Source organism: Marinomonas gallaica (assembly GCF_001639745.1).
GTDB lineage: Bacteria > Pseudomonadota > Gammaproteobacteria > Pseudomonadales > Marinomonadaceae > Marinomonas > Marinomonas gallaica.
Genome location: NZ_LTAX01000008.1, coordinates 87,260 through 113,449 on the forward strand (window position 1 = coordinate 87,260; position 26,190 = coordinate 113,449).

Here is a 26,190-nt window from a genome sequence, read left to right on the forward strand (position 1 = left end):
TTTTGAGAGCAAATAGCGCACTGTATCCGTTAATCTGTTTTAAGGTGACGTTTTAAGTTGTTGTAAATCGTTGTAGAGAGCCTGTGGAATCTCCACGGCTTGGCGCTGAGTATTATACGCTTGAGCGGCTTGGCGACGTTGCGACGGTAAACGCGCACCTTGGTCAATTACATCCGCAAAAAGGCGTTCGGCTCGCTCACTATTTTGTGCTGCACGCCCGCCACTGAGCATATTTGGGTCGAATGCCAGAATGATCTCGCCGTGATACGGCGCTTCGGGCTTGCCCCCAGCAGCGTCCATGCTTTCCTTGCTGGTTAGGTCATCGATCAAGGGGCCCGCCATCAACTCAATCATCAGGGATAATGCTGAGCCTTTGTGGCCACCAAATGTCAACATGGCACCGTTCAGAGCGGCTTCAGCATCGGTGGTGGGTTGCCCGTTTTGATCGATGGCAACGCCTTCAGGTAAGGGTTTACCGGCACGACGGTAGAGTTCGATCTCGCCCCGAGCGAATTGGCTGGTAGCAAAATCAAAGGTAAAAGGTGCTTGGTTGTGACGCGGCCAGCTAAAAGCAAAAGGGTTCGTGCCGAGTAAGCCGCGCTTGCCTCCCGCCGGTGCGACCCAAGCGTGGCTGGGCAGCATGGCCATACCGGCTAAGCCTGCTTCCGACAGCATTTCAACCTCTGGCCACAGAGCTGAAAAATGAAAACAGCGGTTGATGGCAAGCGCCGCCACCCCATTTTTCTTCGCCTTCTCAATCAACAGTGGCATGGCCGCTTTCATGGCCAGCAGTGAGATGCCATCGTTTGCATCGGCGCGAACAACCGCAGGCCCTGCGTCCACAATGGTGGGTTCTGCTGTACCGCTGACGCGTCCAGAGCGAATGCTTTCTGTGCACATAAACAGGCGGTAAAGGCCATGTGAGTGGCAGTCGCCTAACTGATTGGTGTAAATAATGTCGGTAATGGCCTGAGCATGCGCCGAATTAAACCCATTGTCGCTGAGTATAGACTCACTTAGGTCGCGGACATCTTCTAAGCTCAAGGTGATGTGTTCGCTCATATTGTCTCCACTGTGTGACGCCCTGTGTCGCTGGGGGCGGTTAATTAGCTGTGTTGGTTGTCGTGTTGGTCATGTGTGAGGTCACGCGCCCCAGGTATCGCTTAGTTTGTACCCATCAGGCCAAGGGTCGTCTGGATCGAGCATGTGCTGATGAGTGCCGGTGATCCAGCCGCGACCACTGATTTGCGGAATAATCGCGGCTTTGCCGGCTAACTCGGTCACGTCGTACAATGTGCCGGTAAACGTCGACCCCATAATAGAATGGGCTTCCAGCTGCTGACCGGGTTGTAACAAGCCTCTGGCATGCAGTAACGCCATGCGTGCAGAGACAGCGGTTCCCGTTGGTGAACGGTCGATTTTACCCGGTTGAATGGCCACCGCAGATCGGCTTCGGTACCCATTTTCGGTGGTTTCCAATGGCCCGCAAAAGCCACAAAAGGAAAAGTGGGTCCATTCTGGATTGGTCGGGTGCTGAAAGCGGAGCTGGGCATTGGCTGCTTGGGTGATTTTGACGCCTAATTGCGCCAGATCTTTGGCTTCACTGGGGATTAGACCATAGCCAAGTTTGTCGGCGTCCACCATGACAAAGCTGTCGCCCCCATAAGCCGTATCCACGTAGATCGTGCCCAAGCCCTCGACTTGTAGGGGAACGTTTAGCTCTGCGGCAAAGCAGGGGACATTATTGACGAATATGCGCTGGGCTTTGCCCGCGCGACACTCCGCTCGAATATGCACCAAGCCACCGGGTGCTTCCAGCGTTAGGTCTGTGTAGGGCTCCTGCATTGGCAGAATACCGCTGTCGAGTAATACGGTTGCTACACAGATGGAGTTAGAGCCTGACATCGGCGGTGTATCTTCCGGCTCCATGATAATAAAGGCAGCATCGGCGTCTGGATGTTTTGGCGGTACGAGCAGATTAACATGACGAAAGACGCCACCACGTGGCTCGTTAAGCACAAAATTGCGTAAGGTTTGATCGTTTGCAATGTGGGTTCGCTGCGCCCAAAGCGTGTCACCCGGAGGCGGCGTAACCCCTCCGACAATGACATCGCCTACTTCGCCTTCAGCGTGAGCGGAAATTACATGAATGGTTTTAACACTGCGCATATACGGTACCTCACATGGCAAAAAGGATTATTGAAAGCGTTGCACTCGATAAGGAGTGACAGAAATACTCGGCATTTTGCCCTGCACAAGCGCCAGAATAAGTTCAGCGGTGCCGGCGGACTGGGTTAACCCAAGGTGGCCATGACCAAACGCGTAAATGACGCGTTTAGAGCAACTGGCATAGCTGATGACGGGTAAACTGTCTGGCATTGACGGGCGAAACCCCATCCACTGTACCCCTTGATCCGTTTTTAAGGACGGTAAGAATTGCGCCGCTTTAGCCAATAAAATATCGGAGCGTTTATAATTGGGTGCCAGCGCTAATCCGCCCAGCTCGACGGCCCCTCCGACACGGATGCCCTCCCCCGCTTTGGTGACCACAAAGCCGTGGTTGCTAAAAGTAATGTGCGTTTTTAAGTCGAATGCGCCCGCTGGCAAGGTAGTATTGTACCCACGCTCGGTATCCAGAGGCACTCTGTCACCTAGCTGTGCGGCGAGGGTTTTCGACCATGCCCCTGTTGCCAGTACTATGTGCTCGGCTTGATAAGTACGCTGCGCAGCGACCACTCGTACGTGATCCACTGACAATTCGATAGATTGAACGGTGTCGAGAGTGAGGGTGCCGCCCAGAGATTGAAAGTGGTTGGCCAAGTGTTCGGTCCACACTTTTGGATGCACAACGTTTTTCCACTCGGGCGTGAAGCCTGCGTGCGTAAAGCGCGGATCGATCCCTGGTTGAATGTTGGCAATGGCTTCGGCGCTTTCGAGCAGCTCAAATGCTACGCCGTGCGCTTTACGTGTTTGCCAGCTGGGCAAGGCAGCATTGAATTCCGCTTCACCTTCATAGAGTTGCAGCTGCCCTTCATGACGGATCAAATGCTGGCCGTCAACTGAATCAATTTGGCGTTCAAGGGCCGCCTTCGACAATGCCATCAGCTGTGCTTGAGCTGTGAGGGCTTGTTGGTATCTGTCGGTCCAGCTTGCACGCCAAAAATGCATCATCCAAGGCAGTATTTTAAGCGCGTACGCGGGTCGGATAGACAATGGCCCCAATGGGTCCAATAACCATTTTGGCGCTTTGCGCATGACCCCAGGTGTAGCCAGAGGAATGACGTCGGCAAAGGCAAAGGCCCCCGCGTTGCCCGCAGAAGTGTCCGCGGCAACGCCTTTACTGTCCAGCACCAGTACGTGCTTGCCTTTTTGCTGCAGCTTAAGCGCAGCACTGATACCAATAATGCCCGCGCCAATCACGACAACGTCGTATGGCTGTGCAGTCATAGCGAGACTCCGTGGCGTAATGGGTCCGAAGGATGACTTAGGATATTGGCTTCTCGAGTCACAAAGGCCTGACCTGTAATCGAGGGGATAACGCGGCCAGAGTGCCCAGGCTGATAGCTCAAGGTGTAGCCACTTCCAATCGTACTCTCTTGATAGATGTCTTCCCCTGGTGCCAAACGCTGGTCGGCGGCCAGACACGCTAAGCGTGCGGAACTGCCAGTACCACAAGGCGAACGATCGTAGGCGTTGTCTGGACAGAGCACAAAATTTCGGCTGTGGCCGTGAGCGTTTAATGCGGGACCATAAAATATAATATGGTCAATGACCCCACCGTGTTCGCCCTCGATGGCCTGGGCATAGAGGTGTTCACGCACCTTAATACCCACCTCTGTCAAAGTGCGTAAGTTGCTGGGTAATACCGGCACGGGGCTGTCGTCAACAATGAAGAACCAGTTACCACCGTAGGCAATGTCGCCGATTACCTTTCCAACGCCTTCTACCTCTAATTCGACGCCTTGCTTAAAGCGGTAACTCTCGATGTTCTGCACGGTAACGGTGTTGCAGTCGGTTAAGGTCACTTCGACAACGCCAACAGGAGTTTCAATTCGATGCCGCCCAACGCCTATTTTGCCCAGATGCGCTAACGTGGCGGCTAAGCCAATCGTGCCATGGCCACACATGCCAATGACCGCGGCGGCATCGAAATAAATGACCCCTGTGACGCAGCTTGGATCGGTGGGCTCCACGAGCAATGCGCCCACCATGGCTTCTTGGCCGTAAGGCTCCACCACTAGAGATCGGTAAAAATCGGTATGTTCTGTGGCAAGCCGCTGCGCCCGCTCAGACAAAGGCCCTGATCCAAGATCAGGGCCTCCTTCTAGTACCACGCGGGTCGGTTCGCCTTCTGTATGGCTATCGACTACTTTAAGCATTCTGTAATAACTCCACCTTGTTGGCACCAGTCGGCAAACCATGCTTTGAACAATGCATACTGTTGCTCACAGTAGTGACGTTGCGCATCGTCTAAAGCATCCGTTTCATTAAAGTGTAAGCGGTATTCTTCTTCACCATTCAATTCGAGTAGGTATTTAAAGAACAGAACCAGCTCTGGCCCTTCGTCGAAGCTTGCCAACACATTGAATGCAGATTCCAACTCCAGTGCCCGAGTGCGCGCTTCAGCGCTGCCTGCTACAGCTTTGCGAGATAAATTGGCTAACAACAGCACTTCTTTTGGCAACGCAGTACCAATACCTGTGATCGCACCGACGGCTCCACAGTTCACAAAACCGTGGAAAACAGCGGTATCGACGCCCACCATTAATAGCACATCATCGTCTTTTGAGGTGATATTTTCGGCGGCATAGCGCATGTCTTCGGCGCCGCCAAATTCTTTGAAACCGATTAGGTTGGCATGCTCTGCGCGTAAGCTGAAGAACAAATCAGCGCGCGTAGAAAAGCCATAGACTGGGCTGTTATAAATGATCGCAGGCACATCGGGCGCCGCTTCCAGAATGGCTTTAAAGTGGTGACGCTGGGCGGTGACTGAAGCACCGCGAGATAAAACACGCGGGATAACCATTAACCCTGCTGCCCCCACTTTTTGAGCATGGGCCGCGTGCGCCACAGCCGACTTGGAATTGATGGCTCCGGTACCGACAACGACGGGAATTCCTGCGTTGACAAGGCGTTCTACACCTTCCATCCGTTCTGCATCGGTCAACAATGGCCAGTCACCCATCGACCCACAGTAGACGACGGCAGACATGCCTGCGGCAATCATCTCATGGCCTTTTTTAACCAACGCATCGTAATCGGGGGTACGGTCGGCTTTGCAAGGCGTCATTAGAGCGGGCATTACGCCATTGAATACATCTTTGTTCATGATCATTTACCTTATAATTTTCGCTGGTTAGGGGGAGTGAGAGCACTCAAATATTGCGTTTTGGTGTTAAAGCACATTCGCTAAAAATTTGCGTGTGTGCTCAGATTGTGGCGCTTGAAAGATTTGCTCTGGTGGGCCGATTTCTTCCATGATGCCTTCGTGAAAGTACGCCACACGGTCTGAGACTTCTTTCGCAAAGCCCATTTCGTGGGTCACACAAATCATGGTCATGCCTTCTTCTGCGAGCAGACGCATGGTGTCGAGTACTTCACCGACTTTTTCGGGATCGAGTGCCGAGGTCGCTTCATCAAAAAGCATGTATTCTGGTTCCATCGCCAGAGCACGGGCGATCGCCAGACGTTGCTGTTGGCCACCTGACAAAGACGAGGGATAATTTTTGAGCTTATCGCCCAGACCCACGTGTTTGAGTTGCTTTTCGGCCATGGCGTAGGCCTCTTCTTTTGATTTTCCCGACACAATACGCGGCGCTAAAGCCACATTTTCCAAGACGGTCAGATGCGGAAAACTGTTCCATTGTTGGAATACCATGCCCAATTTTTGACGCAGCTTGTTTACGTCGGTTTGTTTGGCGTGCACATCGATACCGTCGACGTGCACGCTGCCCTTTTGGATCTGCTCTAAGCTGTTGAGACAGTACAACAGAGTGGACTTTCCTGAACCGGAAGAACCGATAACAGACAATACTTCGCCTTTATTTACGTCTAAGTCGATCCCTTTTAGTACATGAAGATCACCAAAATGTTTATGTAGGCCGCGAACTTGAATCATTTAGACCACCTTTGTTCAAACTTGTGTGCGTAGCGTGAAATGGGGTAAGACAGGGCAAAATAAAATGCACCAGCTATAGCGAGGATCAATAAGGGCTCTTGGGTGCGTGTAATCAGCACTTGGCTGGCTTTAAGCAGCTCAACATAGCCCAGTACGGACACCAAAGCGCTGTCTTTCATAACGCCCAGTACCACGCCGACCCATGCAGGAAAAACCGCACGGCCACCGATGGGCAACACGACATGAAACAAGTCTTGCCAGTAACTCATGCCCAGTGAACGCGACGCGCGACGCATCGATGGCGGTACAGACTCAATACCACCGCGCGCCACACTGGCGACCAACGCTGCCGTGTACAACGTTAAAATCACTACGCCAGAGGCGAACGGATCAAAATTTAAGCCAATAATCGGCGCAAAGTTATAGAACAGCACCAACTGAATGATTAAGGGTACAGATCGAAAGACATCTAAAATGGGGGCAATGGTAAACGTCGCCACCCATTTGCCTTCATGCAGTAACCAGCCAAAAAAAGTACCCAATAGGGTGCCGATGGAGATCGAGAGGACGGAAATCCAAAGGGTTTTTAAAGCCGCTTCCCCCAAAAACCAAAGATCGTTTAGGCCAAAGCCGGTAAAGAAACTCATAGACTCTTGCATTATGGCTCTCCTAATAGCGGAACAATCGCATTGCTAGTAAACGACTGGCCGCTAGAACAATCTTAACGATGATGTAATACAGCACCGCTGTGACCGCAAAGTATTCAAAGATGCGGAAGGTTCGACTAGCGAAAAACTGGGTTTCGCCGCTGAGCTCTCGAAAGCCGATCAACATACCAAGGGAAGACATTAAGACCGCCCAAACCATCTGGTTCGTAATGGGGTGATACACCACCCTAAAAACTTGCGGAATAACAATACGGGTGTACGCTTGCCACGCATTCATACCCAAACAGCGTGCGGCCTTAAGCTGTGTGTCGGGAACGGCTTGAAAACCGCCGCGAAAGTTTTCGGCTAAGTAACCTGCGCAGTTAAAACTGAGGCCGGTTAAGATAATGGTATAAGGCGTTAAGTTGATGCCGATGGCACCTAAACCGAAGCCAAAAAAGAACAGTTGAAATAACGCGGGCGTGTTACGTGCCAGCTCAATCCAAGACACGGCGAACCATTTTAAAGGCCCTGTCATGTTCATTCGCATCAACGCTAAGCAAAGACCTAAAACAATGCCGATCAGCATAGACAGAGAGGCGACCTCAAGTGTCGTCAACCCTGCCTGAATAAGATCTGGCAGCGTTTTCAGTACCGGGCGCCAATGGAAATTGTAATCAAACATAGAGCTACCTCATTTAGCGCCCTACCGATTAGGTAAGGCGCGTTCGATCATCAGCGGTTAGTACAACACGCCTGGAATACGCAGTTCAGGCGACTGTTCGGCACCAACATACTTGCTCCATAATTCATCGTAACGACCAGAACGTACTTGGTGAGTGACAAACAGGTTGAGGTAGTTTAGCCACGTCACGTCTTGGCGCTTGCCGACAATGGACGTGTAATCTGGTGTCCAAGGCATGCGAGGGCCTGGGTCGAGACTGTCATACTGTTCTGTGATGGCTTTGACCGCCGTATTAGTGGTTAAACCAATGTCGGCTTTGCCTTGCGCAACGGCCAAAAAGACTTCGTTTTCAGACTGATAGCTCTGGTAAGAATGGGTCTCGTCCCATTGCTCTGCGATTTTCAGCCATTCTTGTTCTGGCATGGTGCCTAATGCCGCGGCAACACGTTTGCCGCGAATGTCTTCAAAAGACTCAATTCCGCTGTCTGCGTTGATCACCCCTTGGGAGAAATAGACAGCGTAAGGAATGCTGAAGCCAACCGTACGCGCTCGCGCTAAGGTGTCAGAGGTGGCGCCGAAAACGACGTCTGCGCGCCCCGTGGCAATGACTGGTAAACGCTCTGACCACGTCACCGGCATAATTTCCGCTTCCACTTCCAGTGATTTCGCCAAATCTTGGCAATATTCCACATCAAAACCGGCGGGTTGATTGTTGGCATCGCGATAGCCAATTGGGGGGAAGTCTAATACGACGCCACAGCGAAGGGTGCCGCGATCGACGACATTGTCTAGGGTGTCAGCGCTGGCTTGAGTTGATACCAAAATGCTTGCTGCGGCGATGAACGATGTTAATGGCCATTTCATTGTCTGTGTTCCTCTATGTTTTTTATTAGAAGTGTATTTTGTATCCAAAATACACTTGGCGCATAGGGGCGTCAATAAAGATGGGTGAAAATTGTTCAAAAAATACGATCGTGAACTAAGGCTGAATTATAAAATCAATATATATCAATAACTTATGTTATTTTAAAAAGAATGGCTTTATGTTGTCTGACTTTAAGAGTATTTCACCTCATGATCTTTCATGAGCTGCTGATCAAAATCTGAAGTTAGATTCTGTTGAAAGGTTGAAAAAGAGTAGGTTTAAAAAAACAAGCGATTTAAAAAGAGGAAGCTCAAGGGGGAGTAAATATTTGTGTTAGTACGTCCCTGTACAGATAGAAATTCGATTATTTATAAAAGCGCTTCATTTCGTCCATAGCTTTTGATAACACACTATAGTCCAGTGCAGCGGAAGAGACCTCATCCATGTTTTCATTATAGATGTGCATGGATCCGTCTAAACTGGAGACGATAATAAGCCCTTCAGAAATCACCGCAAAAGAGCTGTAGCTACCCGCTAGGCGCCAGTTCTTCTGTACTGGAGCGAGTAAGTTACCACCCATAGAGTAGTCTCGTTCAGGGCTAGTCACACTCAAAGCGCGATGCAATAGTGTTGGTACGATATCAAAGTGAGAGGTCTCTACAGCGATTTCATTTGCTGTTTGCCCAGGCCAGTGCATGATAAAGGGGACATGGGTTTGAGGGGCCGCAAAGTTGCTATTGTGCCCCCAGTAGTTGTGCTTAGTATCATTAAACTCTTGCCCATGGTCGCCGGTAATGATGACAATGGTGTTGTCTAACAACTGTTTATCTTGCAAGTCGCTGAGGACTTGCCCGATCAATTTGTCATCTTGGTAAACGGCATTGCGATAGCGGTTACGGATCAAGGTGGGATCATAATCATTATCCAGTACCAGATAGTTAATGTCTTCTTCTGGCAAGAATGGCGCAGGCAATGAGTCATCTATCGAGTAGCCATGAGGGGCATCGTAGAATAAGAAACCGAAGAAAGGTTTATCAGCGCCTTGTTGTTGATGTTGATCGATCCATTGTAGCCAATCCTCTGTGAGATCAATGTCTCGCGCAATAGGGGTATCGCCTTCAGAGGTTAGACGCAAGTTATCGACGTCGCGAAATACAGTACGGTCAAACTCTGGGTTAGTTAGGGTCGCGGCGGTAAATACGCCAAATTGATAGTCGTTGTCTTTGAGCTGTTGTATTAGTACGGGGCCTTGTTTGTTGGCAAACATGGCATCCCAGTAAACACTGGGTAAACCGTAAAACAGCGAAAATATCCCAGCGCGTGTCGAATTACTTCCGCTAAAGTGCGCGTTATAGCGCATGCTTCTTTGCGAGAAATCCCAAATGTTTGGCGACACTTCTGCGTTCATTTCATCGGCACGCCAAGAGTCCACCGCGATAATCAGGACATTCATCGGTGCTGTTAATGGGGCCGCTCGCAGCGGATTCAGCGGGTATTGAATACTGGCATTTTGTTTATTCATCGACAACGAAGCATTGGCTTGTTGCGCCTCTTCATTGAGCCAGCCATGTTTCGCCATAAACTTGGTCGCGGTCGCTGGGTAATAGACGGGCAGATTGCGATTATAGCGCGTGAGACTTTGAATATATTGAGCATCGGCCCAGATATGAATGAGGTTTGCGCTTAAATAGACTACCAAAAGTGCTGAGATGAGGCGTACATGTGGCCATGATTTTTTGGGCTGTGCGAGCTTTTGACCGATAAAGAACAATATCGCCATTACCAACGCAATGGCCATCACAGCCAAGGCCTTCATTGTATTGGAAAAAGCGAAGATCTCATTATTGGTATCATTAAGAATCAGTTTCCAGAGAAACATGTTTAGGTGAAAGCGGTATTGTTGGAATACAAAGGTGTCCACAATAAGAAGCAAGAGTAACGCGCCCAGTTCAAGCGTGATCAGAACCTTGGCGAGTTTCAGATTGGGGATAATTAACGCCGTGGGCAAGATGACGCTGCACCAAGCGATGAGCGCTAAGAAGGCGAAATGCCCGACAAAAGCGGTTGTCAGATAAACAGCACCAAGAAAGGAGTCAGGCCACGCTACGCCAGCAAGATAACGTAAAGCAATTAAATAACCAAATGCTAAGCAGACAAAACCCAGTCTTAAGCTCCAGCTGATGGATCGCATGGGTTGGTAATCAAGGTGTTTCATACAATATTTTTCGCTCAAAATAAAAAAAACAGCGCATTGTAGCATCTGCTCATAAAGTTTCATTTAAACTGTCTCTCCATATTTCCCTATAGCGTCTGACGTAGCGATAGGTTAAAAATAGATCTATCAATTGATTAGTTTTAAACATGGATACGCACGATGGATATGAAGTCAAAGTTGGAAGCGCCAAACAAAGCGGTTAATACGACCAAGATAGCGATTCTTGATGCGGCACTTGAGGCCATGCTAAAGCAAGGTTACAAGGCTATGAGCTTTCGTGATTTAGCGGCTGTAGTGGGGATTAAAAGTGCCAGTGTGCATTATCATTTCCCGACCAAAGGTGATCTATGCACAGCGGTCATGCGCCGCTATAGAGATGATTACGCCGAGCGCTTGGTATTACCGAAGAAAAAACGTCAAGCCGCGCAGAAAGCACTGAATAAGTTTATTGACGATTTTAAGCTGCAAGTGATTGACGAAGAGTACGTCAGCCTTTGTACGGTCTTGGCGGTGGAGAAAAGTCTACTCGACGAGGCAACATTGGAAGCCATGTCTGAATTTTATGAAATGAAGTACGACTGGCTCGCTACGGTTATCTCGTATATGAAAAAAGAATGGATGCCGACCGAAGAATCCCGCCAATATGCCAGCCAAATCTTGGCCAGCATGCATGGTGCCTCGGTGCTGGTACGTGCTACCGGTCAGTCAGAGTGCTTTGAACAAGCGGTTGCCCCATGGCGTAACCTCGTCGATCGCATTTAATCTTATCCAGCGAGAGCGTTCAGTGTACGCGCTGAACAATGCTAGAATGGCTCCAATTTATGTCATACGGATTGGAGCCAAATTGTGAGCGCATTAACCGAGGATAAGATCAACACCGTCAAAGCGTATTTGATGGGCCTGCAAGATCGCATTTGTCAGCGTCTGGAAGTATTTGAACCCAGTGCTCGTTTCCATGAAGATGCGTGGCAGCGTGACACCGGCGGCATGGGCCGCACTCGAGTGCTGTCAGGTGAAGTGATCGAAAAAGGGGGCGTTAACTTTTCCCACGTTCGTGGTGATAAACTCCCGCCGTCAGCAACGGCCGATCGTCCAGAACTGGCCGGTGGTAGCTTTGAAGCCATGGGCGTTTCGCTTGTTATTCATCCGCGTAATCCTTACGCCCCCACATCGCACGCCAATGTCCGTTTATTCGTTGTTCACAAAGAAGGCTTAGACCCGGTTTGGTGGTTTGGTGGAGGTTTTGATCTGACCCCTTATTATGGCGATGATGAAGACTGTATCCAATGGCACCAACAAGCGTTCGACTCGTTAGCGCCATTTGGCGAACACTATTACGACCGCTTTAAAGCGTGGTGTGACGAATATTTCTTCCTAAAACATCGCCAAGAGCACCGCGGCATTGGTGGTCTTTTCTTTGATGATTTCAATGAGTTACCGTTCGATGAAAGCTTTGCTCTCATGCAAGCCGTCGGTGATGGCTACATTGAAGCGTACGAACCGATCTTAGCGAAACATCAAAATACGCCATTTGGCGAACATGAACGCGATTTTCAATTACATCGTCGTGGTCGCTATGTAGAATTTAACTTAGTATTTGACCGTGGCACGCACTTTGGTTTGCAAAGTGGCGCGGGGCGCACAGAATCAATACTGATGTCTTTGCCACCAGAAGTGAAATGGACTTACGGCTATGAGCCAGAAGCAGGCAGCCCAGAAGCTGCATTAACGGATTACTACTTAACGGGTCGCGATTGGCTAGGTCGCGCCTAATTTTCATAAGCATAACTAGATCAATGATTGGGGTGTACAGTGGAACAGCTCGCAGTAATTGGTAATCCAATAGAACACAGCAAGTCTCCAGATATTCATCATGCTTTTGCCGCACAAACAGAATTGTCCGTGAATTACACTAAAATTCTGGGCGACTTAGAAGGCTTCGAGCAGCAAGTGCGTGACTTCTTTGCTGACGGCGGCCTAGGCTTAAATGTCACCGTGCCGTTTAAACAGCGTGCTTTTGATATGTGTGACAAACTGAGCAAACGCGCCGAACAAGCCGGTGCTGTGAACACCTTGATGATGGGCAAAAACGGTGAGTTATACGGTGACAACACAGATGGCGCTGGCATGGTACGAGACATTGTCAAAGTACTTGAGCAACCGCTCAAAGATAAGCGTATCTTGGTGTTGGGCGCAGGCGGTGCGGTACGCGGAGTCTTGGGTCCGATGATGGCGCAAAATCCCGACATTATTACCATTGCAAACCGTACGGTGGCCAAGGCGGAAGAGTTGGCATTGCAGTTCAGTTGCGATTACTCAAGCTATGATGACCTTGAAGGGCCGTTTGATATCATTGTCAATGGCTCGTCGGCTAGCTTAGGGGGCGAACTACCGCCACTAAAAGACAGCCTCGTGAGCGATAAAACCTGGGTGTACGATATGGTGTACGGTGCTGAACCGACGGTCTTTATGCAATGGGCCTTTGCCCGTGGTGCGCAAGGCGCGGACGGTCTTGGTATGTTGGTTGGGCAAGCCGCAGAAGCGTTCTTTTTATGGCTTCATAAACGCCCAGAGCAAGCTCCCGTGATTGAGAAACTTCGCGCTGAGATGTAAGGCTTTCAGTTTTAAAATCATAAACTCACCTCGCACTGACTAAACGGCACAGGGATGTGCTGTTTAGTCGACTCGGAGATGATGGCTAAGTCACAATAAATAACTTCATTTCGGAGGTGTCATGAAAGCACAATGGTTTGCGTCGGTAGCGGACATAGGCTACCACCGGTGGCAAGAAGCCATTGGTGAGACTTCTTATCCATTTGCCCAATACGCCTTTTATCAAGCATTAGAAGCGCACAACTGCCTGGGTGATGGAACAGGTTGGTATCCAGAATACCTGCTGGTTATGGAGGACGATGGAAGCCCGGTTGCGATCGCACCGACGTTTTTGAAAACGCATTCGCAAGGCGAGTTTGTGTTTGATTGGTCATGGGCCGAAGCCTATGAGCGCTATGGCTACCCCTATTATCCCAAGCGCATTTGGGCGGTTCCCTATTCGCCTGTGACTGGCCCGCGTCTGTTTACGCATCTAGATCCGAGTGGCCGCTCTGAAGAATACGTGTCTATGTATGCAGCGCTGGCGCCGCTACTGACGCAAGCCAACCAAGATCGTCAGTTCTCCAGCTGGCACTTACTGTTTTGTCGCGAGCATCTTGCCAAACACTTAGGGCAATCTGATGAATACTTACATCGCGTCTCCTGTCAGTTCCATTGGTTTAACAAGGGCTACCAGTCCATGGAGGACTACTTTAGCCATTTCTCCAGCCGCAAACGTAAAAGCGCCCGAAAAGAGCGCGATAAGATTGTTCAACAAGGGCTGCATTTAACCCGTAAACTGGGTTCGGAGTTAACCTCAGAAGAGATACAGTTCTTTTATGCTTGCTATCAGAGTACCTACGCTAAACGCGGTCAGACAGGTTATTTAACCGAAGCCTTCTTCCTGCAATTGGTCGATACCATGGCAGATCAAATTCTATTGGTATTGGCGTATAAAGGCGATCAGCCAGTAGGCGCATCATGGTGTTTCTTCGACGATTACTCACTTTATGGCCGTTATTGGGGTTGTATCGAGGAATTTGATTGCTTGCACTTCGAAGCCTGTTACTACCAAGGCATCGAGTTCTGCATCGAAAAAGGGTTACAGCATTTTGATCCAGGCACTCAAGGGGAACACAAAATCGCCCGTGGCTTTGAACCTGTCTTTAGCCACAGCATTCACTACATCGACAACCCAGGCTTTCGTGACGCGATCGGCCACTTCTGCAAAGAAGAAGCCGAAGCCGTGCGTGGCTACTATCAAGATACCCACGCGTTACTGCCGTTTAAATCCCCTAACCAGTAGAAACCTCGCTGCGCAAGGGATTAAGCTTCTGAATTGAAGCCATTCCCGCGGAAACCGCGGTACTACATTGGCTTTTTCTTAAAAGCTTTGATGCGGACCAAACACTTCGTAATGAATGCGATCTTCGCTCACGCCAAGGCTTAGCAGCTGTTCTTTGACGAACATCATAAAACCTACAGGACCACATAAGTAGAAGTCACCCTCTGCTAGCGGCAGTACTTCAGCCACTTGTGCCAGTTGCATTTGGCCGGCTAACACATGATCAGTGTTCTCAGGCGCATCGGTTTCATACCAAGTGTAGTAAGTCAGTGCTAACGTATCCGCTAAGCTGGCAACATGCTCGGCGAATGAGTGTTGTTGAGGGTTACGGCATGCGTGTAGGTAGAAAACAGGGTTTTTACTGCCTTGTGCCGCCAGCGTATCCAGCATTGCGTTCATTGGGGTTAAACCCACCCCTGCTGAGATCAGAACGACTGGACGTTCGCGCTCTTGGTAATGGAAGTCACCGGCTGGTGGCATTAATGCAACTTCATCGCCTTCTTGAACACTTTCGTGTAGATAGTTCGATACCACACCATTTTTCACATCGCTCAGCTCGCGTTTCACGCTAATGCGGTAGCTTTTGCCATTTGGGGCCGTAGAAAGGCTGTATTGACGGATTTCATCGAATTCATGATTACTTGGATGTAACTTAATGCCCAAGTATTGGCCGGGAACGTAATCGACCACCGCAGCGCCATCCGTTGGCTCGAGCACAAAACTTGTCACCAACTCAGATTCAGGGTGTTTTTTGGCAACGCGGAAAGTACGGAAGTCATCCCAACCACCCTGCTTCGCCGCATTGGCTTTGTATAAATCACCTTCAATCTGAATAAACAGATCCGCCAGTTGTTGGTACGCTGCCCCCCATGCTTCTTCGATGTCTGGTGTGAACGCATCGCCCAGTAATTCACGTAGTGTTTCGATTAAGTGATGGCCGACGATTGGGTATTGATTAGGCTGAATGTTAAAACTGGTGTGCTTGTGAGCAATTCGCATCACGGCGCCCGTCAATACTTCTAAGTTATCGATGTGTGTCGCGTACGCGGCAATGGCATTAAACAAAGCCGCTGGTTGGCGGCCAGTGGCTTGATGCGACATATTGAACACGTCTTTAAGCTCAGGGTTGTGTGTGAACATACGCTTGTAAAAATGATCGGTGATAGCAGTACCAGCAGACGCTAAGACTGGGATAGTAGCTTTGACGGTGTCGATATGAGTTTGCGATAACATAAATAGGCTCCTAAGAACGCTCAAGGTAATAAGCTCGATTGACTGAGCAATTTTCATAACAATTACCTAGATCTATTGCGAAAACAGTGCCAGTTTTAATTTTCCTTAAAAATCATAAGGTTAATAAATTCAATAAATCTGATTTATGTCAATTTGACTCTTTTTAAGATATGTCATTATGCTTTAAATAGGTCAATATGACATATACAAGAACGAATCAGTGAGAACTCTATGATTGCCAGCGATAATCTGCTCCGTTTTGCCTTAGATCTTGCCAGCTCTGTCACGCTTGAAGATCGCTTTGAGCGGCTAATTCGTGCGGTGCGTGCCACCATTGAAAGCGATGCCGTGGTGTTGCTTGTGCATCAAGGTGAACATCTTCAGCCGCTGGCGCAACAAGGCTTAGTGGATGATGTGATGGGTCGTCGTTTTGTGATTGCTGAGCACCCACGCTTCGCGGCCATCTGTGACTCGTATCAGCCGGTACGCTTTCCGACCGGCAGTACACTGCCTGACCCTTATGATGGCATGGTCGCCGGACACGATGACGGTCTGCCTGTGCATGCTTGTATGGGGATTCCTCTGTATGTTCAAGGGAAGCTACTGGGTGTAGTGACGCTCGACAGCATGACCCCGGGGGTCTTTGATGACATTGATTCACGGGCACTGGACATTGTCGCGACGATGGCGGCGATGAGCCTTAACACGGCCATGTTGTTGGATCGCCTTGAGCAGAAATCGAAGCATGCGCAAAACCTACTTGTCGAATTAAACGAAGAAGCGCTGCTCAAAGAAGGCAGTGATATGGTTGGCAACAGTCAGAGTATGCAAACCCTTCGACAAAATCTTGAACTGGTCGCGCCCGCCGATCTTGCGGTATTGATTGAAGGTGAAACCGGTGTCGGCAAGGAACTGGCGGCGCGAACGCTGCATCGACTCTCGAAACGTGCCCAAGCGCCGATGGTGTACGTCAATTGTGCGGCCATTCCGGAAAGCTTGATTGAAAGTGAGCTGTTTGGTCATGTGAAGGGGGCGTTTACTGGCGCGGATCGGGATCGAACGGGCAAGTTTACGCTGGCCAATGGCGGCACCCTATTTTTGGATGAAATTGGTGAGCTGCCACTCGAAGCACAGGGGAGCTTGCTGAGAGCCATCCAAAACCAAGAAATTCAAGCCGTGGGGAAAGATACTGTCGAGTACGTCGATGTCCGCATAGTTGCGGCGACCAATCGTAACTTAAAACAAGAAGTCGGCGAAAAGCGTTTTCGAGCCGATTTGTACCACCGTTTGAGTGTGTTTCCGATTACAGTGCCGCCATTGCGAGAGCGTCAGGGCGATGTACTCTTGTTGGCAGGATTTTTTGCCGAACAACTGCGTCGCAAGTTTGGCTTACAGCAAATTACCCTCAGTGCATCAGCACGTCAGCAATTGCAGCAGTATCCATGGCCAGGCAATGTCAGGGAGCTAGAACACGTACTCTCGCGTGCGGCGTTGTTAGCCAAACAACATACAAATCAAGGGATTACCTGCATTGACGTGACGCATTTGAGTGACCTGGATGCGTTTATAGCGGAGCCTGAACCTTGGGATACGCCCGCGATAAGCGAGGATGAAAAGGATGCAGTTGAAACACTCGATTTGAAACAGGTCACAGAAGCTTATCAACGTCGTTTGATTCAACGGGCGCTTGATCAATCACAGTTAAACTGGTCGCAAGCCGCACGCTTGTTGTCCATGGATAGAGCAAACTTAGTGCGTTTAGCGAAGCGCTTGGGTATCGAAATCACTAAGCAGCGCAGTTGATACGCTGCTCATTAGAGGGGATTAAGATTGTGCGGCGTGCGTTGCTTGGCTGACTTGTTGAATACGCCCAGCTGGCACGCTAAATGCGGATACTAAGTATTCACGTAGGTCTTCAGGGTAGCCTAAATCACTGATCGCATCCGACATGCAGTTTAGCCAAACTAAGCGTTCGTGATCGTTGATCTTCAGGTGCGCATGGGCACGCGGCAGTGCGATTTGACCGTATTTCTTTGCATACAGACGTTCACCACCCAACCAACCATGCAAAAACAAGATGAGCTTATCAATCGAAGTCTCAATGGGTTGCGGATGCATGTCGTACAGCGGACGGTAAGTGGGTACTTCAGCCATAATGCGGTAAAAGTTATGCACCAGTTTGGTCAACCCTTCTAAGCCACCCATGGCTTGTAAGGTAGCATCGCCTTCACCGTATACGCTTGTTTTAGTCGCTTCAGTCATGTTTTTGTTCCGCAGCGGCTGCTTTGTCCGCTTTCGCTTTGTCCATTTTGATGGAGTTGCGGTAACCGCCTAACGCCGCTAAAGCGCCAATGACTAAACTCATGTACATTGGAATATCAAACAACATGGTAATGCTGACAAAGACACAGCCAACGGCGAGGCCTTCAAGAACAGGTTTTAGTGCTTTTTTCATAAAATTCCCCAAATTTTTCGACGCTGAGTTTAGCAAAATACCGACTATTTTAAAGCAAATTGTGGAAAAAACACCCACTTATCCAGAAGTCAATATGTTTGCCTTGCGATACAAGATGAGCGGTTTGTTTTGTGGATAAACAAATTCAAAGAGTGGATTGTGGGTATAAATGGTGTTTATTTCCCTAGCTTGCAGTTGAAAACTTTCTAGTATTCCCTGTTTTGTGTATAAAGTGCTGTTATGTCCACAAGTGAATATTTTTCTTTGGCAGTGCATAAAACAACCACTTATCCACAATGAGTGGATATCCACAGATGACCTATTGTTGAGGCTTGTATTGTTTTATCAACATCTTATAAAGCGCTTTCAAAAAGACGGTGAATTGAACCTAAAAATTTGGCGCATGGCTTGGCCGCCGATGGTTGCCAATATCACCACGCCTCTATTGGGATTGGTGGATACGGCGGTCGTGGGTCATCTAGGGACGGCCGTACATCTTGGCGCTGTTGCCATTGGCGCGAGCATTTTTAGTTTTCTATTCTGGGCGTTTGGCTTTTTGCGTATGGGCTCCACCGGATTGACCGCGCAAGCGCTCGGCCGAGAGGATGGCCGCCAAGTTCGAGCATTGTTATTGCAGTCCATTACCATGGGCGTGGGACTCGGCTTGCTGCTGATTCTGCTGCAAACCCCAATCATTGAGCTTGCCCTCTACTTTATGGCACCCAGTGCTGAATTAGAGCCTTGGGCGAGAGCCTATTGTGAAGCGCGTATTTACAGTGCGCCTGCCGTGTTGGCGGGTTATGCGCTCATGGGATGGTTCTTTGGCGTGCAATATTCTAAAGGGCCTCTTTGGATGCTGTTGGTGATCAACATTGCCAATATGGTATTGGATTACGTGGCGGTGTATCAGTGGGACATGGCCAGTGTTGGCGTCGCTTGGGCGACCGTAGCGTCTCATTACTTGGGCGTTATGGTGGCGTTATTCTTCGCGGCGAAACAATTACGACGTTTTGACGGTCATGTGCCGTTAATCGACTTATCGAAATGGCGTACTTATATCGAATTGATACAAGTGAATCGTTATTTGTTTGTGCGCACGATTTTACTGCTTACCGTGATGAGCTTCTTTACCGCGCAAGGGGCTCGCCTAGGGGACTCGGTCCTAGCGGCCAACGCGGTGTTGCTGACCTTTCTAATGATTATCTCCAATGCTTTGGATGGCTTTGCTTTTTCCGTGGAAGCGCTGTGTGGCGAGTCTCTCGGCCGTAAGCAAAAAGCGCTGTTTCAAAAGGTGATACGTCTATCAACCTATTGGGCACTGCTCGCTGCTGTACTCTTGATGCTGATTTTTAGCGCTTTTGGCGGCATGATCATTGATTTACTGACCAATGTTGAATCTGTTCGCGCTGACGCCAAACTGTACCTGCCTTGGTTAATCGCTTTCCCTCTGTTGGGTATTTGGTCGTATATGCTCGATGGTATTTTCATCGGCACGACCAGTGTGAAACAGATGCAAAACACCATGATCGCCAGTGTTCTAGGCATCTTCTTTCCATTGTGGTTTGTCACCCAAGGGTTCGGCAACCATGGCTTATGGTTCAGTATGGCGGTGTTCTTTGTCGCCCGCGCGATCACACTTTGGTGGTGTTATCGTCGGAATATGAGAAATGGTGTTTGGTTTAATTAACGCAATATCGTGAATAATTCTTACAAAATTACAGACTTTATATTGCCATAACAAAGAGGCTTTTGTATCTTGCTAGCAATTCATAATGATTTGAATTGTTAAATCTTAACTATATATTTAGGGAAAATTTCATGAAATTAGTTTCTGCAGCGATTTTAGCAACAGCCGCTTTGGCATCTACTCAAGCTCTTGCACAAGATAACATCAATCCTTGGAAACATTGTGGTATCGGTGCAATGATTTTTGATGACAATGGGACTGCAGCAGCTATCTCAAACATCATTTGGGATTTAGGAACAACAGCTGTTTCTTCAAAAGTCACATCTGAAGACTCTTGTGAAGGTAAGCGTATACAAACAGCTATGTTTATTCAAAAGAGCTTTAACAATGTGCTAGAAGAGACAGCTAAAGGTGAAGGTGAGTACGTTACTGCAATGTTAGGCATGATGGATTGTCGTGAAGAAGACTTTACCGCTATTTTATCAAATGTTCGTATCGACGTGGCGGATCAGGTGGCTCAGCCAAGTTATCAAGGACTGTCTGTTAGTGCTAAATCAGAAGCTTACTACACTGCATTGACTGCAAATGCAGCAACTTGTGGCGCCTAAGGTAATTATTTGAATTTTCTTTAAGGCCATACTTTGTATGGCCTTTTTTATTTGTGGCGCAGATGGAATGAGCCATTGATATGTATAAAATCATACTGTGTATATTGGTTGGTCTATTGAGTACTCAAGTCTACTCAACCGCATCAACTTCTCTTGAGACCATTGCAAGCACTCAGCAGTGGCGTGTCTTAGGGCATTATCAGCCGTATTTTGGCGCTTTTAAAAGCTCTATTACTTCAGCGAATTTTTTTTTGGCTAAGCAGGGTTCAAATGACCCTAAAGCCGAGCTCATTGCAACGATAGAAGCCTTTCAATCAGATCAGCTTAAAGTTTATTGTCAGTACCCTGCTAGATACCTGTTTTTACTACAATATAAATTAGTTAATCCGCGAGATGTAAAATCGGCGTGTATTGAATATCGAAACTACTTAGCAGAGCTGCCTGTAAAGAGTATCAGCTTAGTATACGCTTCCGGGTTTTTAGGTAATCCAGCTTCGATGTTTGGGCACTTGTTATTACGCTTGAACTTAGGCCAGTCTTCGCAACTATTAGATAACACTTTCAACTTTGGTGCGATTGTGCCACCAAAAGATAATAAATTCGTTTATATATTCAAAGGAATTACAGGCGGATATGTCTCCCGTTTTTCCGATGAGCCGTTTTATCATCACAGTAACATCTATAATGAAGATGAACTTCGTAACATGTGGGAGTATGAACTAGATCTTGATGAGACTCAGATATCGTTATTGCTAGCACATCGTTTTGAACTTAGAAATGTAACGTTCGACTATTACTTTTTTACGGAGAATTGCGCCTATCAACTGGCTTTTTTATTAGGCTTAGTGAATGACGAGCCTGTGTTACAGAGGAAATATCCTTGGGTACTGCCGATTGACGTGATTACAGCGCTAGCGGATTTTGAGCCCTCGATAATAACTTCCTTTAAACGTAGGCCCTCCCGACAACAGTTGTTTTATGATCGCTACCAACAATTGACAGCTATTACTCAAAATTTAATTGAAAATTACCTCTCAGAGAATCGATCTTTATCTCAAATTCTAGATTCAGTAAGTCAGAAAAGTGAGAAAAAACAGTTAATTGAAGTGTTGCTCGATTACTTTAGCTATTTAGAAATCCGCCAAGACTCGCTTACTAAGATACAATTAAAGCAGAGGCAAGAACTACTAGTTGCTCGCTTCTCTATGGGAATAGGGGCGGCTGAATGGACTACCCGTGAAGTATTACCCCCCCACAAAACTCAACGTCCAATGCTGATACAGTTATCACATGTTTGGCAACAAAATGGTTCAGAGACTCAGCTGAAGGTACGAGGCAGCTATTACGATGCCTTGTCCATTAACGAACCAGAGAACAACTTCTCAGCACTTGAAACAATGAACTTTGTATTGTCAGATAGTGAATCGAAAGGCCTGAAGAGAATAGATTTAATCAATGTTCGAAATATTAAGCCAGATAATACTCAGCTGGATGGCGATCAAAGTCATGCGTGGACTGCAAAATTTGGTTTTCAACCGGCTACAACAGCATGCTCAAATTGCTCTGTAGGATACGTTGAAGGTGGCTTCGGTAAAGCATTCGGAGGCTTCAATAGAACGGTTTATGGTTTATTAACAACACGTCTACAAACTCATCATCACAACATCGATACTGGCTATTTAGGCGCTGAAATCGGTGCCGTTATTAAACCTGTTAATTGGTGGCGTTCTAGGTTGGTGATTACGTCCGAATTAGGGTTGAATAGCTCTTTGTCGTCAGACAGTATTAAGTGGCAGCAAGCCTTCAGCTCTTCGCCTCATTGGGATGTAAGAGTAACTTTAGAAAAGTCCCAAGACACCTCATTTACTGTGGGAGCTGGGTACTATTGGTAACTTACCAAGTGCCGCTTTTTGTGCGTCGCAAGGAGCGTTGAATACGTGACTCCTCGCGGCGCATTTTCAATAGGCTGTCTTCGACAAAGATCAGATGTTCATGCACGGCTTTGCGTGCATCTTCTGGTCTGCCTTCCATAATCGCTTCATACAGTGCTTGATGCTGAGCCATCACTTGTGATCGAGCATTTTTCTTCTCAAACAAATTAGTGAGATTAGAGGAGATGCTGCGTTCTAGTGTCGAAAATAAGCTTCTTAGCGTGTGTAGCAGAACAACATTATGAGCAGCCTCTGCGATGGCCATGTGAAATTCCGCATCGAGTTTAGACTCTTGTTGTGCGTCTTCTACTTCGTTTGCTGCGACGAGTGCTTGATACTTACGTGTAAGCATGGCTTTATCGGCGGCCGTACTGCGTAGTGCCGCGTAATAAGCGGATAACCCTTCCAGAGCATCACGAAACTCAAGCTGATCGTACAGAAACTCATCATGAGAACTGAGCAAGGCTTGCAGTGGATCCGTGAACGACGCTCCCAGCTTGTCTGACACATATGTACCTCCGCCTTGGCGCGAATACAGCACATCACGAGCCACCAATTTTTGAATGGCTTCGCGTAGCGATGGACGTGATACTTCAAATTGTTCGGCCAATTGACGCTCAGGCGGAAGTTTCTCACCGGGTTTAAAGGTGCCATCTAGTATCATGCTTTCCAGCTCTTGCATGATGATGTCAGAGATTTTTGGCTGCTGTACACGGCCTAAAGGGCGTCGATCCATTTTAAATCCTGCTGTGGTTATCGCTAAATGGTTGAACTGCATAGTGTTCTAAAATTGGTCAGACCAAGGATCATGTTATCCCACTATCCACAATATCTGTGGATAAAACTAAAATTGGTAAAACCAATAAAAATCAGAAATTATGCGCTTAAAATCCGTTAAAGTCGTATATTGACAATGATCGGAAAGGTTTCTATTGTCTACAAAATAACAAAGGTAAATTGGTAATACCAATTTATTTTGATCGTGGAAGGCATTATGAAATCTCAGTATCAATCTCTGTTCGACAAATTATCCAGCCGCATCGCCCCAGAACGTTTAATTCATGACCCGTTGCGCACCCTCGCTTACGGCACGGATGCGAGCTTTTACCGCCTTGTGCCGCAGCTTGTGGTACGTGTGCATGACGAAGACGAAGTGCGGTTCGTGCTGCAACAGACCCGTGCGCTTGATATTCCGGTGACCTTTCGCGCCGCTGGGACCAGTCTATCAGGGCAAGCCGTGACAGAATCGGTACTGATTCAACTGTCGGATCAATGGAAAGGCTATCGCATTCACGATCACGGTCATTCGGTGTCGTTACAGCCCGGTATCATTGGTGCCCGAGCCAACCAGCTATTGGCGCCTTATCAACGCAAGATCGGCCCAGATCCGGCCTCGATCAATGCCTGCATGATTGGCGGCATTGCCGCCAATAACGCCAGTGGCATGTGTTGTGGTACCGCACAAAACAGCTACCACACCGTGAAAAGCATGCGCGTGATCATGGAAGATGGCACCTTGCTTGATACATCCGATGAGCACAGTCGTACAGCGTTTCGCGAAAGCCACGCAGATTTGCTGTCTGAATTGGAAACACTCGCGAACAGCGTGAAAAATAACAGCGATTTAGCCAATAAAATCAGACACAAATACAGGCTAAAAAATACCACAGGGTACAGTCTGAACAGTTTGGTTGATTTTGAGGATGCGTTCGACATTCTGACTCACTTAATGATCGGTTCGGAAGGCACACTGGGGTTTATCAGTGAAGTGACCTATGAAACGGTTGAAGATCACCCGATCAAAGCCGCGGCACTGATTTATTTCCCTGATATGGAAGCGACCTGTCGTGCGGTGACGGTTCTAAAAAGCACGCCTGTCTCCGCGGTTGAACTGATTGACCGTGCTGGTCTTCGTACCGTCGCCGGTAAACCGGGCATGCCAGCCATTTTGGCGGACTTAGGCGATGACGTCGCTGGCCTGCTGATCGACGTTCGTGGCAGCACAGCCGATGAACTCGATCAAAAAGTACAACAGGTAACACAATCATTGCAGGGTATGAACGCGCTGTACGAGATTGAATTTACCCAAGAAAAAGCACTTTACGATACCTACTGGAAAATCCGCAAAGGCATGTTTCCCGCGGTGGGCGCCGTCCGGAAAGTTGGCACCACCGTCATCATTGAAGATGTCGCGTTTCCCGTGGAACAATTAGCGGAAGGCGTCGCGGAACTGCAGGGCGTCTTTCAAAAGTACGGTTATCGCGAAGCTATCCTGTTTGGCCACGCGCTGGAAGGCAACTTGCACTTTGTCTTTACCCAAGGCTTTGATGATCCGGCGGAAGTAACACGTTACGAAGCGTTGATGGATGAAGTGGCGCAATTGGTGGCGGTGAAATACAACGGCTCGCTAAAAGCAGAGCACGGCACGGGCCGCAACATGGCACCGTATGTGCTGCTGGAATGGGGGCAACAAGCTTACGACATCATGTGGCAGTTGAAAAAAGCCTTTGATCCTAAAGGCTTACTGAATCCCGATGTGATACTCAGTCATAACGCTAATATCCATGTGCAAAATCTAAAGCCCTTACCGCAAGCCAACGACAAGGTAGATACCTGCATCGAGTGTGGCTTCTGTGAGCACGCTTGCCCTTCCCGCGATCTGACCTTAACACCACGCCAGCGCATCGTACTGTGGCGTGAAATACAGCGTTTAGAGCGCTCTGGTGAATCGCCCCAGCGTCTTGCTGAGTTGCGAGAAGAATACAGTTACCAAGGCGTCGATACCTGCGCCGCGTGTGGCTTATGTTCAATGCAATGTCCTGTCGGCATTAATACGGGCGACCTGACTCGCGAGCTGCGACATGAGCGTTATCAGGACACCAAAGTTGGCTATTGGATCGCCGATCATTTTGCCGGCGTCACCAAAACCGCACGCACGGGGCTTGCTGTCGCGGGTACGATGCGAGGTGCCTTGGGTAACGGCGCTATGAAAGCGGTGACGGGCGTGGCCCATAAAGTCAGTGGCGGCATGGTGCCTAACTGGCATCCGCAAATGCCCACAGCCGCGTCTATGCCAAAACGTATTCCTATGGTCAATGACGAACGCCCCAGCGTCGTCTACATGCCCAGTTGTGCCACCCGTGTTATGGGCGCAGGCCCAGATGCTTCTGACAAACGTCCTGTGATGGAAGTCATGTTGTCTGTACTCGAAAAAGCGGGTTATAACGTGATTGTACCTAAAGACGTCGAAAGCCAATGCTGTGGCATGGCGTTTCAATCTAAAGGCCAATTTAACGCAGCAGCGAAAAAAGCCAAGGATCTCAACACGTTACTAATGGACGCCAGTCAACAAGGCGCATTACCGATCGTGTGTGATACTAGCCCATGCTTACTCACCATGAAAGACACGCTGGATCCATCCTTGAAACTGTACGAGCAAGTGCAGTTCCTTGCAGAGCAAGCGCTGCCGAAGCTTACTATTGAACGCAAAATCCCAAAAATGGCCCTGCACATCACCTGCAGCACCACCCGTATGGGCTTGGGTCAAACGTTTATCGACTTGGCGAGACAGTTGGCAGACGATGTTGTGATACCGCCTGATATCACCTGCTGTGGCTTTGCCGGAGACAAAGGATTCTCCACACCTGAGCTGAACCAAAGCGCCCTCAAAACCCTGAAAAGCGCTGTACAAGACTTTGATGTCGGCTATTCCAACTCCCGCACCTGCGAGATAGGTTTAACCGAGCATTCGGGGATAGAGTACCAGTCGATTGTGTATCTAGTAGATCAACTGACACATTGAGCTCACC

The 26,190-nt window shown here is 48.6% G+C and carries 23 protein-coding genes; 9 read left to right on the top strand and 14 right to left on the bottom strand.

The window, feature by feature from the left end:
* Positions 1-39 precede the first annotated feature (39 nt).
* The 10 genes from AYW76_RS09540 to AYW76_RS09585 all read right to left on the bottom strand — a co-directional run bounded on the left by AYW76_RS09540 (position 40) and on the right by AYW76_RS09585 (position 10,530).
* Positions 40-1,062 carry an Ldh family oxidoreductase gene (locus tag AYW76_RS09540; RefSeq protein ID WP_067219045.1) on the bottom strand — a complete coding sequence of 341 codons (1,023 nt, stop codon included), beginning with the start codon at positions 1,060-1,062 and terminating at the stop codon, positions 40-42.
* Positions 1,063-1,143: 81 nt separating this feature from the next.
* On the bottom strand, positions 1,144-2,169 hold the full coding sequence (locus AYW76_RS09545; RefSeq protein ID WP_067219049.1) for a trans-3-hydroxy-L-proline dehydratase: 1,026 nt from the start codon (positions 2,167-2,169) through the stop codon (positions 1,144-1,146).
* 27 nt (positions 2,170-2,196) lie between these two features.
* Positions 2,197-3,447 carry an NAD(P)/FAD-dependent oxidoreductase gene (locus AYW76_RS09550; protein ID WP_067219052.1) on the bottom strand — a complete coding sequence of 417 codons (1,251 nt, stop codon included), beginning with the start codon at positions 3,445-3,447 and terminating at the stop codon, positions 2,197-2,199.
* A complete protein-coding gene (locus AYW76_RS09555; RefSeq protein ID WP_067219055.1) occupies positions 3,444-4,379 on the bottom strand; it encodes a 4-hydroxyproline epimerase in 936 nt (311 codons plus the stop codon). Before AYW76_RS09555 ends, AYW76_RS09550 begins: the two co-directional genes overlap by 4 nt.
* Positions 4,367-5,329, bottom strand: coding sequence for a dihydrodipicolinate synthase family protein (locus AYW76_RS09560; RefSeq protein WP_067219058.1), 963 nt, complete (start codon positions 5,327-5,329; stop codon positions 4,367-4,369). The genes AYW76_RS09555 and AYW76_RS09560 overlap by 13 nt, the downstream gene beginning before the upstream one ends.
* Positions 5,330-5,395: 66 nt before the next feature.
* Positions 5,396-6,118 carry an amino acid ABC transporter ATP-binding protein gene (locus AYW76_RS09565; RefSeq protein ID WP_067219061.1) on the bottom strand — a complete coding sequence of 241 codons (723 nt, stop codon included), beginning with the start codon at positions 6,116-6,118 and terminating at the stop codon, positions 5,396-5,398.
* Positions 6,115-6,777, bottom strand: coding sequence for an amino acid ABC transporter permease (locus AYW76_RS09570; protein WP_067219065.1), 663 nt, complete (start codon positions 6,775-6,777; stop codon positions 6,115-6,117). Before AYW76_RS09570 ends, AYW76_RS09565 begins: the two co-directional genes overlap by 4 nt.
* Positions 6,778-6,787: 10 nt before the next feature.
* Entirely contained in the window at positions 6,788-7,450 is a 663-nt protein-coding gene (locus AYW76_RS09575; protein WP_067219068.1) for an amino acid ABC transporter permease, read from the bottom strand.
* A 57-nt stretch (positions 7,451-7,507) separates the two neighbouring features.
* Complete coding sequence (locus tag AYW76_RS09580; protein ID WP_067219072.1) at positions 7,508-8,314, bottom strand: transporter substrate-binding domain-containing protein; 807 nt, start codon at positions 8,312-8,314, stop codon at positions 7,508-7,510.
* 365 nt (positions 8,315-8,679) lie between these two features.
* The gene (locus AYW76_RS09585; protein WP_197467800.1) at positions 8,680-10,530 is read right to left on the bottom strand and encodes a DUF3413 domain-containing protein; all 1,851 of its coding nucleotides are present in this window, start codon (positions 10,528-10,530) and stop codon (positions 8,680-8,682) included.
* Between the two features lie 159 nt (positions 10,531-10,689).
* Here AYW76_RS09585 and AYW76_RS09590 point away from each other — a divergent pair, with 159 nt between their 5' ends.
* From AYW76_RS09590 to AYW76_RS09605, 4 genes are all read left to right on the top strand, one after another.
* Positions 10,690-11,292 (top strand): TetR/AcrR family transcriptional regulator, encoded by a 603-nt coding sequence (locus tag AYW76_RS09590; protein ID WP_082866181.1) that lies wholly within the window; start codon positions 10,690-10,692, stop codon positions 11,290-11,292.
* An 84-nt stretch (positions 11,293-11,376) separates the two neighbouring features.
* The gene (gene hemF / locus AYW76_RS09595) at positions 11,377-12,303 is read left to right on the top strand and encodes an oxygen-dependent coproporphyrinogen oxidase (RefSeq protein ID WP_407943007.1); all 927 of its coding nucleotides are present in this window, start codon (positions 11,377-11,379) and stop codon (positions 12,301-12,303) included.
* Between the two features lie 39 nt (positions 12,304-12,342).
* Positions 12,343-13,143 carry a shikimate dehydrogenase gene (gene aroE, locus AYW76_RS09600; protein WP_067035344.1) on the top strand — a complete coding sequence of 267 codons (801 nt, stop codon included), beginning with the start codon at positions 12,343-12,345 and terminating at the stop codon, positions 13,141-13,143.
* 121 nt (positions 13,144-13,264) lie between these two features.
* Positions 13,265-14,428 (top strand): GNAT family N-acetyltransferase, encoded by a 1,164-nt coding sequence (locus tag AYW76_RS09605; RefSeq protein ID WP_067219078.1) that lies wholly within the window; start codon positions 13,265-13,267, stop codon positions 14,426-14,428.
* Between the two features lie 78 nt (positions 14,429-14,506).
* Here AYW76_RS09605 and hmpA read toward each other — a convergent pair whose 3' ends face one another.
* Positions 14,507-15,700 carry an NO-inducible flavohemoprotein gene (gene hmpA, locus AYW76_RS09610; protein ID WP_067219082.1) on the bottom strand — a complete coding sequence of 398 codons (1,194 nt, stop codon included), beginning with the start codon at positions 15,698-15,700 and terminating at the stop codon, positions 14,507-14,509.
* 231 nt (positions 15,701-15,931) lie between these two features.
* On the opposite strand from hmpA, the gene norR reads away from it, so the two are divergent.
* The gene (norR, locus tag AYW76_RS09615) at positions 15,932-17,503 is read left to right on the top strand and encodes a nitric oxide reductase transcriptional regulator NorR (protein ID WP_067219086.1); all 1,572 of its coding nucleotides are present in this window, start codon (positions 15,932-15,934) and stop codon (positions 17,501-17,503) included.
* 21 nt (positions 17,504-17,524) lie between these two features.
* Here the strand turns inward: norR and AYW76_RS09620 are convergent, their stop codons facing one another.
* Both AYW76_RS09620 and AYW76_RS09625 read right to left on the bottom strand, forming a co-directional pair.
* Entirely contained in the window at positions 17,525-17,962 is a 438-nt protein-coding gene (locus AYW76_RS09620; RefSeq protein ID WP_067219088.1) for a group II truncated hemoglobin, read from the bottom strand.
* The gene (locus AYW76_RS09625; protein WP_067219092.1) at positions 17,955-18,155 is read right to left on the bottom strand and encodes a hypothetical protein; all 201 of its coding nucleotides are present in this window, start codon (positions 18,153-18,155) and stop codon (positions 17,955-17,957) included. The genes AYW76_RS09620 and AYW76_RS09625 overlap by 8 nt, the downstream gene beginning before the upstream one ends.
* A gap of 403 nt (positions 18,156-18,558) precedes the next feature.
* Here AYW76_RS09625 and AYW76_RS09630 point away from each other — a divergent pair, with 403 nt between their 5' ends.
* The 3 genes from AYW76_RS09630 (at position 18,559) to AYW76_RS09640 (ending at position 22,342) form a co-directional block, all read left to right on the top strand.
* A complete protein-coding gene (locus AYW76_RS09630) occupies positions 18,559-19,842 on the top strand; it encodes an MATE family efflux transporter (protein ID WP_067219259.1) in 1,284 nt (427 codons plus the stop codon).
* Positions 19,843-19,973: 131 nt separating this feature from the next.
* On the top strand, positions 19,974-20,450 hold the full coding sequence (locus tag AYW76_RS09635) for a DUF3015 family protein (RefSeq protein WP_067093823.1): 477 nt from the start codon (positions 19,974-19,976) through the stop codon (positions 20,448-20,450).
* A gap of 80 nt (positions 20,451-20,530) precedes the next feature.
* Positions 20,531-22,342: an Lnb N-terminal periplasmic domain-containing protein gene (locus AYW76_RS09640; RefSeq protein WP_067093826.1), complete on the top strand. Its 1,812-nt coding sequence runs from the start codon at positions 20,531-20,533 to the stop codon at positions 22,340-22,342.
* A gap of 1 nt (position 22,343) precedes the next feature.
* Here AYW76_RS09640 and AYW76_RS09645 read toward each other — a convergent pair whose 3' ends face one another.
* Positions 22,344-23,117 carry an FCD domain-containing protein gene (locus AYW76_RS09645; RefSeq protein ID WP_067093829.1) on the bottom strand — a complete coding sequence of 258 codons (774 nt, stop codon included), beginning with the start codon at positions 23,115-23,117 and terminating at the stop codon, positions 22,344-22,346.
* 258 nt (positions 23,118-23,375) lie between these two features.
* On the opposite strand from AYW76_RS09645, the gene AYW76_RS09650 reads away from it, so the two are divergent.
* The gene (locus AYW76_RS09650) at positions 23,376-26,183 is read left to right on the top strand and encodes an FAD-binding and (Fe-S)-binding domain-containing protein (protein WP_067219095.1); all 2,808 of its coding nucleotides are present in this window, start codon (positions 23,376-23,378) and stop codon (positions 26,181-26,183) included.
* The last annotated feature ends 7 nt before the right edge of the window (positions 26,184-26,190 follow it).